This window comes from Conexibacter sp. SYSU D00693 (genome assembly GCF_017084525.1).
Taxonomy (GTDB): Bacteria; Actinomycetota; Thermoleophilia; order Solirubrobacterales; family Solirubrobacteraceae; genus Baekduia.
In genome coordinates, this window is the sequence record NZ_CP070950.1 from 2,385,302 (window position 1) to 2,398,050 (window position 12,749).

12 protein-coding genes are annotated in these 12,749 nt (G+C 75.0%); 7 read left to right on the plus strand and 5 right to left on the minus strand.

Translation table 11 applies throughout. From position 1 onward, the window contains the following. Positions 1-10: 10 nt before the first annotated feature. From JUB12_RS11845 to JUB12_RS11860, 4 genes are read right to left on the minus strand one after another with little or no spacing between them, the layout of a single operon-like run. A complete protein-coding gene (locus tag JUB12_RS11845; RefSeq protein WP_241004245.1) occupies positions 11-1,384 on the minus strand; it encodes an FAD-dependent oxidoreductase in 1,374 nt (457 codons plus the stop codon). Next, positions 1,381-1,650 carry a ferredoxin family protein gene (locus JUB12_RS11850; RefSeq protein WP_205695613.1) on the minus strand — a complete coding sequence of 90 codons (270 nt, stop codon included), beginning with the start codon at positions 1,648-1,650 and terminating at the stop codon, positions 1,381-1,383. Before JUB12_RS11850 ends, JUB12_RS11845 begins: the two co-directional genes overlap by 4 nt. A 22-nt stretch (positions 1,651-1,672) precedes the next feature. After that, positions 1,673-2,029, minus strand: a complete 357-nt coding sequence (locus tag JUB12_RS11855; RefSeq protein ID WP_205695614.1) for a zf-TFIIB domain-containing protein — start codon at positions 2,027-2,029, stop codon at positions 1,673-1,675. A 26-nt stretch (positions 2,030-2,055) separates the two neighbouring features. Then, the gene (locus JUB12_RS11860) at positions 2,056-2,952 is read right to left on the minus strand and encodes a crotonase/enoyl-CoA hydratase family protein (RefSeq protein ID WP_205695615.1); all 897 of its coding nucleotides are present in this window, start codon (positions 2,950-2,952) and stop codon (positions 2,056-2,058) included. A 22-nt stretch (positions 2,953-2,974) separates the two neighbouring features. On the opposite strand from JUB12_RS11860, the gene JUB12_RS11865 reads away from it, so the two are divergent. From JUB12_RS11865 to JUB12_RS11895, 7 genes are all read left to right on the plus strand, one after another. Next, complete coding sequence (locus JUB12_RS11865) at positions 2,975-3,631, plus strand: TetR/AcrR family transcriptional regulator (protein WP_205695616.1); 657 nt, start codon at positions 2,975-2,977, stop codon at positions 3,629-3,631. 108 nt (positions 3,632-3,739) lie between these two features. Continuing rightward, positions 3,740-4,780, plus strand: a complete 1,041-nt coding sequence (locus tag JUB12_RS11870; RefSeq protein WP_205695617.1) for an LLM class F420-dependent oxidoreductase — start codon at positions 3,740-3,742, stop codon at positions 4,778-4,780. Positions 4,781-4,860: 80 nt separating this feature from the next. Continuing rightward, positions 4,861-5,286 carry a GFA family protein gene (locus tag JUB12_RS11875; RefSeq protein ID WP_205695618.1) on the plus strand — a complete coding sequence of 142 codons (426 nt, stop codon included), beginning with the start codon at positions 4,861-4,863 and terminating at the stop codon, positions 5,284-5,286. Between the two features lie 36 nt (positions 5,287-5,322). Beyond that, complete coding sequence (locus tag JUB12_RS11880; RefSeq protein ID WP_205695619.1) at positions 5,323-7,767, plus strand: glycoside hydrolase family 3 C-terminal domain-containing protein; 2,445 nt, start codon at positions 5,323-5,325, stop codon at positions 7,765-7,767. A 59-nt stretch (positions 7,768-7,826) separates the two neighbouring features. Beyond that, on the plus strand, positions 7,827-9,179 hold the full coding sequence (locus tag JUB12_RS11885) for a cytochrome P450 (protein WP_205695620.1): 1,353 nt from the start codon (positions 7,827-7,829) through the stop codon (positions 9,177-9,179). 10 nt (positions 9,180-9,189) lie between these two features. Next, complete coding sequence (locus JUB12_RS11890; RefSeq protein ID WP_205695621.1) at positions 9,190-9,903, plus strand: dienelactone hydrolase family protein; 714 nt, start codon at positions 9,190-9,192, stop codon at positions 9,901-9,903. Position 9,904: 1 nt separating this feature from the next. Further along, positions 9,905-12,280 carry an alkaline phosphatase gene (locus JUB12_RS11895; RefSeq protein ID WP_205695622.1) on the plus strand — a complete coding sequence of 792 codons (2,376 nt, stop codon included), beginning with the start codon at positions 9,905-9,907 and terminating at the stop codon, positions 12,278-12,280. 18 nt (positions 12,281-12,298) lie between these two features. On the opposite strand, the gene JUB12_RS11900 is transcribed toward JUB12_RS11895, so the two are convergent. Further along, entirely contained in the window at positions 12,299-12,703 is a 405-nt protein-coding gene (locus tag JUB12_RS11900) for a VOC family protein (RefSeq protein ID WP_205695623.1), read from the minus strand. Positions 12,704-12,749 lie beyond the last annotated feature (46 nt).

The following is a 12,749-nucleotide window of genomic DNA, read 5'->3' on the forward strand; positions in this document are numbered from 1 at the left end:
TCGTCCGCCCTCAGGTGCCGCGCGCGACGCCCACGAGCTCCTCGCGGGAGGCGAGCTTCGTGCGCGGGCGCGAGGCGGCGGCGCCCGTGGAGCGCTCGTGCGCGTCGATCGCCCGCCAGCCGTCGGCCGTCACGAGGTCGGCGTGGCCGCCGAGGACCTCGGCGACGTCGCCGCCGGCCGGCTCGGGCAGCGCGCCGGCCTCCCAGTCCTCGACGAGGCAGGCGACCGTCTCGGCCGCGTCACGCTTGTTCGTGCCGAGGATCCCCGTCGGCCCGCGCTTGATCCAGCCCACGGCGTAGATGCCGGGCAGCCGGTCGCCCGTCGCGGCGTCGAGCACGCGGCCGCGCTCGTTGGGCAGCACCTTGCGGCGCTCGTCGAACGGGACGTCGGGCAGCGGGATCGCCTGGTAGCCGACGGAGCGCAGGACGAGCCCGGCCTCGACGACCTCGCCCGCGGGCTCGAGCGCGCGGGCGCGCAGCGCGCCCGCGTCGTCGCGGTAGAGCTCGTTCGTGACCAGCTCGACGCGCTCGGCGCGCCCGTCGCCCTGGACGGCCACCGGCGAGCGCAGGAAGCGCAGCTCGATCTCGCGCGGCGCGCCGGGGCGCGGCGGCTGGGCGGCGAACTGCTGGAGCACTTCGACGTTGCGCCGGGCCGTGAAGGTCCCCTCGGAGCTCAGCCACTCGGTCGAGACCGGGTCGAGCTGCGCCTCGTCGGGGCGCACGACGACGTTGACGCCCTCCATGCGCCCCAGCTCGCGCAGCTCGGCGTTGGTGAACGCCGCCTGCGCCGGCCCGCGGCGGCCGAGGACGACGACGCGGCGCACCCTGCTGGACCGCAGCGCCTCGAGCGCGTGGTCGGCGATGTCCGTGCGCGCCAGCTCCTCGACGCTGCGGGTGAGGATCCGGGTGACGTCGGCGGCGACGTTGCCGTTGCCGATGACGACCGCCGTCTCGTGGGAGAGGTCGGGCGCGAGGTCGCGGAAGTCCGGGTGGCCGTTGTACCAGCCGACGAACGCGGTGGCGGGCATCGAGCCGGGGAGGTCCTCGCCCGGGATGCCGAGCGACTTGTCGCTCTGCGCGCCGATGGCGTAGACGACCGCGTGGTAGCGGCGGGCCAGCTCGGCGTGCGGCAGGTCCTTGCCGACCTCGACGTTGCCGAAGAAGCGACAGCCCTTGGCGAACGTCGCGCGCTCGAAGGTCTCGTCGAGGGTCTTGATCGACCCGTGGTCGGGCGCCACGCCGGCGCGCAGGAGGCCCCACGGCGTGGGCAGCCGGTCGAAGACGTCGATGTCGAAGCGGTCGCCGCGGGCGCGCAGCTGGGCCGCGGTGAACGCCCCCGCCGGACCGGCGCCGACGATCGCGACGCGCAGCCGCCCGCGGCTCACTTGGCCACCGCGCGCTCGGCGAAGAACAGGGCGTTGAGGTCCAGCGAGTCCCGGTCCTTCTCGGGCAGCTCGAAGTCCGCGTAGATCGCGTTGACCGGGCAGGCCTCGACGCACGCGTCGCAGTCGATGCAGATCTCGGGGTCGATGTAGAGCTGCTCGGCCGTCTCGAAGTCCGGGTCCCCGGGCTTGGGGTGGATGCAGTCGACGGGGCAGACCTCGACGCAGACGTCGTCCTTGACGCAGCTTCCGGCGATGACGTAGGTCACGGCCTGGAAGGTATCGGGGCGCCTAGTCGAGCAGCTGCTCGAGGAAGGACTTGCGCTTCTTGCGGTGGTGGCCGTGGTGGCCGTGCGAGCCGTGCTTGTAGGCCTTGAACTCGTCGAAGATCCGCTCGGCGGTCTTGCGGTCGAAGCCGGCCGGGGCGCCGCGCGGCGGGGCCTGGCCGCCCGCGCCCGTCACCTCCTTGAGGAACGCCTCGTCGTCCTGGTCCTGCTGGGCGAAGGCCTGGCCCTCGCGCTCGAGGATCTTGTCGAGCTCACCGCGGTCCAGCCAGACGCCGCGGCAGGTGCGGCACGCGTCGATGCGCACGCCGGAGCGCTCGACCTCGACCAGCTCGGAACCGTCTCGGGGGCAGGTGGCGGGCATGGGTCGCGACCCTAGCCGCGCCCGTGTCAGGGCTCGATCACGTTGCGCGGGTCGGGCCGGCGCTCGGGCGGCGCCGTCGAGTAGTCGCCCCAGCGGGCGTCGCGCTCGCGCACGATGGCCGGGACGCCCTCGGTCGCCGCGCGGTCGATGAAGGCCCTGGCCTCCGGGATGTTGCGCATGAGGCCGTCCAGGATCGGTCCCAGCGTCTGCGTCGCGCCCAGGCCCTGCTGCTCGTAGGCGTGGTTGACCATGAGCTTCTGGGCGGCGAGCTGGGCCATGGGGATCGACGCGAGCTCCTCGGCGCGCTCGGCCACCGTCGCCTCGAGGCGGTCGAACGGCACGGCCTCGGTGATGAGCTCGACATCGGCGGCCTCGCGGCCCGAGAGCGGCCGGCCGGTGAGCGCGTGGAGCTTCGCGCGGGTGAGGCCGAGGCGGTAGATCCACATCCCGCTCAGGTACGCGCCCCACATCCGCGAGTACGGCGTGCCGATCTGGGCGTCCTCGCTGGCGATGACGAGGTCGGCGCACAGCGCGGTGTCGCTGCCGCCGCCCAGGCACCAGCCGTGGACCTGGGCGATGACCGGCTTGGGCGAGCGCCAGAGGGAGAGGAACTTCTGGGTCGGGGCGATCTGCGGCGCGGTGGCGAACCAGAAGTCCTTGCCGGGGTCCCACGCGCCGTCGGTGGTGATCCACGCGTCCCAGTGCGAGAAGCCCTCGCCGAAGTCGTAGCCCGCGCAGAAGGACGACCCCGCGCCGCGCAGGACGATGACCTTCACGCGGTCATCGCGCACCGCCTCGGTCACCGCCGCCTCCACCTCGTCGGGCATCGGCGGGACGATCGTGTTCAGCCGCTCGGGCCGGTTGAGCGTGATCGTCGCGACCGGGCCGTCGACGGCGTAGAGGATCGTCTCATGTGGACTCATTCCACATCTCTACCATGGCCGGGTGGGCGTCAGCTACGGCACGGGGCGCGAGCGGCTCCTCGCCGCGGCGCGCGAGGAGCTCGTGGCGACCGGCGGCGGGCTCGAGCTCGAGGCCGTCGCGGCGCGCGCCGGCGTCTCGAAGGGCCTGGTGTGGCGGCACTTCGGCAACCGGTCGGGCCTGCTGGTCGCGGTCGTCACCGCGTACTGGGACGCCTACGACGCGGTGGTCGACGACCCCGCCGTGCCGGGCGAGAGCTGGGGCGCGCGGGAGGGCGAGCGGCTGCGCCGGCTCGTCGCCTTCGTCCTGGCCGAGCCGCTGTCGCGGGTCGTGTTCGGCCGCCTCGACGGCGACGCCGCGGTGCACCGGCTGATGGCGCAGCGCCTCGCCCGCCGCACCGCGACCGCCGCCGCCAACATCCGCCGCGGCCAGCGCGCCGGCGAGCTGCCGCGCGCCCTCGACCCCGACGTCGCCGCGGCGTTCGTCATGGGCGGGCTGCACGAGGCGACGGCCCGGGCCCTGGCCGCCCACCGCGCGCCCGACCGCGAGGCGCTGACCGCCGCGCTGTGGGCGGCGACCGCCGCGGCGCTCGGCGTCTCGCCGAGCCGCCTCCCAGCCTCGTCGCCGGCGGGTCCGCGAGGCGGATCCGAGCGCCAAGGCGCCCGCGCCCGAGAGGTGTGACCTCTCCAGCACCCCTGGCATGCCCAAGGGGTCACACCTCGCCCCGCGACCACCGCGCCTGACCGCGCGAAGCTCCTCCCGCGCCGTCCCCCGTGGTAGGCATGGGCCATGCAGCTCGGGCTGAACGTGGGGTACTGGGCCGGCGGCCCGCCGCAGGACATGGACGCGCTCGTGGCCGAGGCCGAGCGCCTGGGCTTCGACTCCATGTGGTGCGCGGAGGCCTACGGCTCCGACGTGCTCACGCCGCTGGCGTGGTGGGGCTCGCGCACCACGTCCCTGCGCCTGGGCACCGCGATCGCGCAGATGAGCGCCCGCCAGCCCGCGGCCACGGCGATGGCCGCCATGACGCTCGACCACCTCAGCGGCGGGCGCTTCGTCCTGGGGCTCGGCGCCTCGGGCCCCCAGGTCGTCGAGGGCTGGTACGGCATGCCGTTCGAGAAGCCGCTTGCCCGCACGCGCGAGTACGTCGGCATCCTGCGCGACGTCTGGGCGCGCGGCGGCCCCGTGACCAACGACGGCCCCGCCTACCCGCTCCCGCTGCCGGCCGACGCGCCGCGCGCCGTCGGCCTCGGCAAGCCGCTGAAGTCCTCGATCCGGCCGCTGCGCGAGGACATCCCGGTCTTCCTCGCCGCCGAGGGCCCGAAGAACGTCGCGCTCGCCGCGGAGGTGTGCGACGGCTGGATCGCGATGCTGCTCGACCCCCAGGAGTCCTTCTACGCCGACGCGCTCGCCGAGGGCTTCGCGCGCGAGGGTGCCCGGCGCAGCGCCGAGGACTTCGAGGTCGCCGCGATGGTGCCGTTCATCGTCCACGACGACGTCGAGCAGGCCGTCGACCTGGTGCGCCCGTTCTACGCCCTGTACTTCGGCGGCATGGGCGCCAAGGGCGGCAAGAACTTCCACGCGAACGTCGCCATCCGGATGGGCTACGAGGAGGACGTGGTCGCCATCCAGGACCTCTACCTCGACGGCAAGAAGGACGAGGCCGCCGCGCGCATCCCGTCCGAGCTCATCCAGCGCATGTCGCTCCTCGGCCCGGCCGACAAGATCCGCCACGACCTCGCGGCGTGGGAGGACTCGTTCGTCACGACGCTGCTCGTCCAGGGCGACGCGGCGATGCTGCGTCAGACGGCCGAGCTCGTCCTGGGCTGAGGCGAAGGCCACACCGTGGCGCGCTCGCGTTGGTGGCGCGCCACGAACCCGGGCCCCCGCGGGCTGGCGAGGATCGGCCCATGACCGCCACCGCCACCCTCACGGGCCGCTGCCTGTGCGGCGCCGTCACCTACGAAGCGGGCGAGCCGCTGATGTCCGCCCTGTGCCACTGCGAGGACTGCCAGCGCGCGAGCGGCAGCCCGTACTCGCTCAACGTCGTCGTCACCGCCGACGGCTTCGCCCTCCAGGGCGAGGAGCACCTCAAGACCTTCGAGACGACGGGCACGGACACCGGCCTGCCGCGCCAGCGCGTCTTCTGCGCCGAGTGCGGCTCGACGCTGCTGACCTACCTCGAGGAGATGGAGGGCATGGTCGTCCTCAAGGCCGGCACGCTCGACGACCCCTCGCGCATCACGCCCGAGCTCGAGCTGTGGTCCGAGCGCGCGCAGCCGTGGCTGGCGGGCGACGCCGAGCGCGGCGTCATGCCGCGCGGGCTCGAGACGTAGGGCACAATCCCCGGCGTCCAAGGACGACGGGGGTCGATGGTCGTGAAGCGGGTGATGGGGGCGGCGCTGCTGGCCGCGGCGCTGCTGGCAGGCGGCGCCACGCCGGCGCAGGCCCAGGGACCGGGCGGCGCCGCCGGCTGCCCGTGGATGGACGCGCGCAAGACGCCCGAGCAGCGGGCCGGCGAGCTCATCGGCGCGATGACGCGCGAGCAGAAGCTCCGGGCGACGACGTACAGCATGCCGCCGTGGCTGACCTGGTTCGGCACCGCCGGCCACGTCGACGGCATCCCGTCGCTGTGCGTCCCGACGCTCGTGCTCAGCGACGCGGGCTCCGGCGTCGCCGGCCTCCAGGTCAACACCACGACGTTCCCCAGCGGCGTCGCGCAGGCCGCGGCCTGGGACCCCGGCCTGGCCAAGCGCTTCGGCAAGGCGCTGGGCGAGGAGGCCTTCGCCAAGGGCATCAACGTCATGCTCGCCCCGGGCATGAACATCGCCCGCCTCGCCAACGGCGGGCGCAACTTCGAGTACCTCGGCGAGGACCCGGTCCTCGCCGGCCAGACCGCGGCGGCGATCGTGCAGGGCATCCAGAGCAACCCGGTGCTCGCGCAGCCCAAGCACTTCGCGCTCAACGAGCAGGAGACCCAGCGCAACTTCGTGAACGTCGACGTCGACGACCGGACGCTGCACGAGGTCTACCTCGCGCCGTTCGAGGCGGCGGTCAAGCAGGGCGGCGCCGGCTCGATCATGTGCTCCTACAACCTCGCGTTCGGCAAGCACGTCTGCGAGAGCGAGAAGCTCCTGACCGGCGTCCTGCGCGACCAGTGGGGCTTCGACGGCTTCGTCACCAGCGACTGGGGCGCGACGCACTCCACGGCCCCGTCGGCCAACGCCGGCATGGACCTCGAGATGCACGCCGCGCCGCCGCAGTACTTCGGCAGCCGCCTGGGCGAGGCGATCGACGCCGGCCAGGTCTCGCCCGAGCGCCTGGACCTGATGCTCAAGCACATCTACGTGCCGATGTTCCGCTTCGGGCTCTTCGACAAGCCGGCGGTCGGCCAGCCCGAGGCGTTCCTCAGCAAGGTCGACTCGCCGGCCCACCGCGCGCTCGCGCGGCAGATGTCCGAGCAGTCCGCGGTCCTGCTCAAGAACGAGGACGACCTCCTGCCGTTCGTGGGCGCCCGCCAGCGGCGCATCGCGGTGGTCGGCAGCGCCGCGAACATCGTCGGCGCGTCGGGCGCCTCGGGCGGCGGCGGCAGCTCGCACGGCTCGGGCGTCCCGCTGCCGGTCAGCCCGCTGCAGGGCATCCGCCGCGCCGCGCGCAGCCACGGCGACCGCGTCACCTACGGCGCGACCGCCTCGTCCGGGGCGGCGGCGGCCAAGCGCGCCGACGTCGCCGTCGTCGTGATCGCCGACACCGCCTCGGAGGGCGCCGACGACCGGACGCTCGACGCCACGCCCGGCCTGTGCGTGACGCTCGTCTGCCTGCCCACGGGCGAGGACCAGAACGCCCTCGTGCGCGCGGTGGCCAAGGCCAACCCGAACACCGTCGTGGTCGTCAACGGCGGTGGTCCGATCTCCATGCCGTGGCTGGGCAGCGTGAAGTCCGTGCTGCACGCGTGGTTCGCCGGGACGGAGAACGGCAACGCGCTGGCCGCGCTGCTCTACGGCGACGCCAACCCGTCGGGTCGCCTGCCGCAGACGTTCCCGCGGTCCCTGGGCGACATGCCGACGACGACGCCCGAGCAGTACCCGGGCGTCGGCGACCAGGTCCGCTACACCGAGGGCCTCGAGGTCGGCCACCGCCACTTCGACGCCAAGGGCATCGAGCCGCTGTTCCCGTTCGGCTTCGGGCTCTCCTACACCTCCTTCGGCTACCGCGACCTGCGCGTGGCCCCCGCTGGCGACGGCGCGAAGGCGACGTTCACGGTCACGAACACCGGCAAGCGAGCGGGCGCCGACGTCGCGCAGGTGTACGTCGCCTTCCCGAAGGCCCTCGGCGCCCCGCCGCGCCAGCTCAAGGGCTTCCGGAAGGTGTCGCTCGAGCCGGGCGAGTCCAGGACGGTGACCGTCGACCTCGACGGGCGCGCGTTCTCGTTCTGGGACAGCCCGAAGCAGGGCTGGACGCGCGCCAAGGGCTGCTACGGCGTCCACGTCGGGAGCTCGTCGCGGTCGCTGCCGCTCAGCGGCGTCGTGCCGATCGCCGGCGCCGCCTGCACGCCCAAGGCCCTGCCGGCGTGCAAGGCCAAGCGGCGCGCGACGACGATCACGCTGCGGGGCGCCCGCGGCGCGCGGCTGCGCCAGGTCGCGGTGTACGTCGACGGCCGGCGCGTGCGCACCCAGCGCGGCGCGCGCCGGAGGGTCCGGCTCGACCTCTCGAGGCGGGCGACGCGCACCACGCGGGTGCGGCTCGTGCTGACGACGGCCAGCGGACGCCGGGTGACCGAGCGGCGGACCTTCCGCGCCTGCCCGACCACCACGTAGCCGCGGCGGCGGCAGCGAAGGTGACCAGCCGGTCAGCTCGCCTGGTACTCTGGGATACCGTGACCGTCGCCGCCGCTCCCGCCACCACCTCGCTGCCCCGTGGACCGCGCCTGCCGGTGCCGGTCCAGACCCTCGCGATGCTCGCCCGCCAGCGCCCCTGGCTCGAGCGCGCGCGCCGGCGCTACGGCTCGGCGTTCCGCATCGGCATCGCCGGCCTGGGCGACGTCGTGATCGTCTCGGACCCCGCACTGGTCAAGCAGGTCTTCCGCGCCCCGGCCGACGTCCTGCACGCCGGCACGCAGAGCCCCCTGCGCCGCGTGCTGGGCCCGAACTCGCTGTTGGGCATCGACGAGGACCAGCACATGCAGCAGCGCAAGCTCCTGCTGCCGCCCTTCAAGGGCCAGCGGATGAAGGCCTACGAGTCGACGATCGCCGACATCACCAACGCGGAGATCGACACCTGGCCCGACGGCGTCGAGCTCACCATGGCCGAGCCGATGCAGCGCATCACGCTGCGGGCGATCCTCCAGGCGGTCTTCGGCGCCCAGGGCGCGCGGATGCACCGCCTCGAGGAGCTCATCCCGCCGTGGACGGCGCTGGGCTCGCGGCTGGCCGGCCTGCCGTTCCTCCAGCGCTACGGCGGCCCGGGCTCGCCGTGGTCGCGGTTCACCGTGCTGCGCGCGCAGATCGACGCGGTCCTCGACGAGCTCATCGCCGTGGCGAAGGCCGACCCCGAGCTCGAGCAGCGCCCCGACGTCCTCGCGCTCATGGTCCAGGCCCGCCACGAGGACGGCTCGCCCATGAGCAACGAGGAGATCCGCGACGAGCTCGTGACGATGATGGCCGCCGGCCACGAGACCACCGCGCATTCGCTGTCGTGGGCGGTCGAGCGGCTCACGCGGCACCCGCACGTCCTCGACCGCCTCGTGGCCGAGGTCGACGCGGGCGGCAAGGCCCTGCGCGAGGCGACGATCCGCGAGGTCCAGCGCACCCGCCCGGTCATCGCCTTCGCCGGGCGCGGCGTGCGCAAGCCCTACGAGCTCGACGGCCACCTGCTGCCGGTCGGCACGCGGATCTTCCTCGCCGCGTGCCTCACGCACTACGACCCGGCGCTCTTCCCGCGCCCCGACGTCTTCGACCCGGACCGCTTCCTCGACGTGGTGCCCGACACCTACTCGTGGATCCCGTTCGGCGGCGGCGTGCGCCGCTGCATCGGCGCGACCTTCGCCCACATGGAGATGGACGTCGTCCTGCGCACGCTGCTGGGGCGCGTGACGCTGCAGCCGACGACCGCCCCCGACGAGCCGTGGCGCTTCCGCGGTGTGGCGTGGGCGCCGGGCCACGGCGGCCGGGTGACCGTCCAGGCGCGGCGCGTGCGCGAGCGGCCCGAGCCCGAGCTCGTCGCGGCGTAGGCTCGCCGCCATGGGCGACACGACGTTCGCGGCGGCGACCGGGACGCTCGGCGGCTACGTCGCCGAGCCCGAGGGCGACGGGCCGTTCCCCGGCGTCGTCGTCGTCATGGACGCCCTCGGCCTCTCCGACGACATCCGCCGCCAGGCCGACCGCCTCGCCGCCGCCGGCTTCCTGGCCTTCGCGCCCGACCTCTACTCCGGTCGCGGCCTCACGTGCGTGATGGCCACGCTCAAGGCCTCGCGCACCGGCAAGGGCCGCGCCTACGAGGACCTCGAGGCCGCCCGGCGCTGGCTGCTGGACCGCGAGGACTGCACCGGCAGGGTCGGCATCATCGGCTTCTGCATGGGCGGGGGCTTCGCCGTGCAGTCCGCGCCGCGCGGGCTCTACGCCGCCGCGTCGGTGAACTACGGGGAGCTGCCCAAGGACCCAGAGGACGCGCTGGCCGGCGCCTGCCCGGTCGTCGGCAGCTACGGCGCTCGCGACCTCACGCTGCGCGGCCGCGCCGACCGCCTGCGCAAGGCGCTGGACCGCCACGGGATCCCCAACGACGTCAAGGAGTACCCCGGCGCCGGCCACTCGTTCATGAACGAGGTCGACACGCCGCTGCCCGACGTCGTCCTGCGCGTCACGCGCTTCGACCACCACCCGGCCGACGCCGAGGATGCGTGGTCGCGGATCCTCGCCTTCTTCGGCGAGCACCTGGCGCAGCCCGCGGACGCCTGAGGTGGCCGACGGCGGCGCGGACGGCCTGCGTCGCCGCGACCTGCTCCAGGCCGGGCTGGCCGCGGGTGCCGGCCTCGCCCTGGCCGGCATCGACGTCGCCCAGGGCGAGGACGGGACGACCGTGCGTCGCGCCGCGTTCGGCGCGCTGGCCGACGGCGAGGGCTGGGGCGCGGCGTGGGCCTGCCCGGGCGTCGCCAACCTGCGCGTGCGCGGCAGCGCCGGCGTCCTCGAGGCGGGCTCCGACGTCTTCCCGGACGACCCGCGACCCGTCGCGTTCCTCGTCGACTGCCGGGCCCTCGACGCGACGGTGCGGGCCGACGTCGCGCGCGCCGGGTCGATGGTCGGGGTGGTCGTGCGGCGCACCGGCCCCCGCGCCTTCTACGCCGCGGTGCTCGACCGCGAGCGGGCGGTCCTCGCGATCGTCCGGCGCAGCGACAGCGCGTGGGACGTGCTGGCGCAGACGCCGGTCCTCGCCCCGGCGGGGGACCTGCAGCTCGAGCTGCGCGCCGCGGGAGCGTCGCCCACCACCCTGGCGGCCAGCCTCACCTCCTCCCTGGGTCGCGCCGGCGTCGAGGTCCGCGACGGTCATCCGCCGCTGCAGGCGCCCGGTGACCCGGGCGTCCTCGCCCAGGCGCGCACGCTGTTCCCGAGCGCCGGCCCCGCGGTGCTCCCCGCCCTGGGCAACCTCCACCTCCTGCCCTACGGCGTGCAGGAGGGCGCCGTGGTCCTGGAGTCGCCCGGCGGCCAGGTCCTCGTCGGGCAGATCCGCGAGGCGTCGAGCGCGACCTTCCGCGAGGTCGCGGTGACCACCGCGGGACCGCCGCAGCCGACGCCGGCGTCCGTCGTCGCCGCGACCACCGGCGTCCCGGCCCGGGGCGGAGCGCGGCTGCACGTCGCCAGCGACCTGCCCGCCGAGGTCGTGCTCGAGGTGGCCGACGGCCCGGACTTCGCGCACCCGCGCCGCGTCGCCGCCGGGCCGACCGGCCCCTTCGAGGCGTTCACCGCGACGGTGCGCGGCCTGCCCGCCGGCCGTGCGGCGCACTGGCGCGCCACGCTGCGCCGGGCGGGCACGACGTCGCAGGGCCCGGTCCGCCGCCTCCCGGTCCTCCCCGGGTCGGGCAGCCCGGACCGCGCGCGGCTCGCCGTCGCCTCCTGTGCCGCGCAGTTCGGGCCGATCTTCGACCACCTCGCCCGCGAGCGGCCCGACGTCCTGGTCTGGCAGGGCGACCTGAACTACCCCGACACGCACGGCCCGCTCGCCCAGACGACGACCGGCTACGCCGGCATCTGGCGCGACTTCCTGGCCAACCCGCGGCTCGCGCCGCTGCTCGAGCGCTCGGCGTTCGTCGCCGTCCGCGACGACCACGACTACGCGGCGCAGGACTCCAACGCGCAGACGATCGCTCGCACACCCTGGGGCGTCGCGCCGTGGGACGCGCTGATGGGCGACGGCCTCGGGCACCGGTTCTCCGCCGGCCTCGCCGACGTCTGGGTGCTCGACCAGCGCCGGCACAAGAGCGACCCCACGCTGCCCGACCGCCCGGGCAAGACCCTGCTCGGCCCGGAGCAGTGGGCGTGGCTGCTCGAGGGCCTCGCCGCCTCGACCGCGCCCTTCAAGGTCATCTGCTCGCCGTGCACGGTCTTCATGCCGTTCAACGCCCGCGACGGCAACTGGGCGACCGGCTTCACGGCCGAGCGCGACGCGCTGCTCGAGCACCTCGACCGGCGGGTGTCGGGGCGCACCGTCTTCGTCACCGGCGACACGCACCTCACGGGGGTCTTCGACGACGACCGGCGCTTCGAGGTGCGCGCCGCGCCGCTGGACATCCCGGTGCCCAACGACGTGACGCTCTCCGACCCGCTCGCCGGTCGCCGGTTGCGCGCGACCCCGGGCGTGGCCTACGCCGACGAGCGCGGGCACGTCGCGCTGCTCGACGTGCGCGGCGACGGGGACACCGCGGTCCTCGAGGTCCGCCTGCTGCGCCAGGACGGCCAGGTCGCGCACCGCCGGACGTTCCGCGAGCCGATCCCGGACCCGGACCTGCGCGTCGCCGTGCCGCGCACCGGCCTGCGGGCGCTGCGCGAGGGCCGGCGCCTGCGCGTCGACGTCGCGCTCGACCGCCCCGGGCGCGTGCGCGTGCGCGTGACGCTCGAGCGGCTGCGGGGCGGCCGCCGGGCGCTCACCCGCCTCGCCGACCGCCTCGTCGGCTTCGACGGGGCCGGCCGGCGGCGGGTGACGCTCGTCCTGCCGCGGCGCCGCGCCCTGGCGCTGGGGCGGCCGGGACGGCTGCGCCTGCGGGTGCTCGCCCGCCACCGGCCGCCGTCCGGGCGCGCCGTGCTGCGCCGCGCCCGGCGCACGCTGCGCCGGGGCGGCTAACACGGGGCGCAGGGTGCCTCAGGCCGCGGGGACCTCCACGACCCAGACGCCGTTGCCGTCGGGGTCGCGCACCGAGAACATCCGCGGCGCGGACGGGTCGCCGCCCATGACCTCGTCGTCGACGTCGACGCCGTCGAGGCCCTTCAGGCGCGCGTGCTCGGCGTCGAGGTCGGAGGTCTCGACGCCGATGGACCCGCCGCCGGGCTGGCTCTGCATCGGCGGGTTGAGGGCGAGGCGGGCGGTCGAGCCCGGCGGCGCGACCTCGAGCCAGCGCATGGCGCCGTCCGGGCCGAACGAGACGTCGGCGCGGACCTCGAAGCCGAGCTTCCCGGTGTAGAAGGCCAGCGCGGCGTCCTGGTCGCTGACCGTGAACATGGCCACGCCGAGGTTGGTGATGGTGGTGGTGGAGGTCACGTCGCTCATGCTCTCCGAGATCGAGCGGCCGCATGGAACTCATCGGTGGCTACCG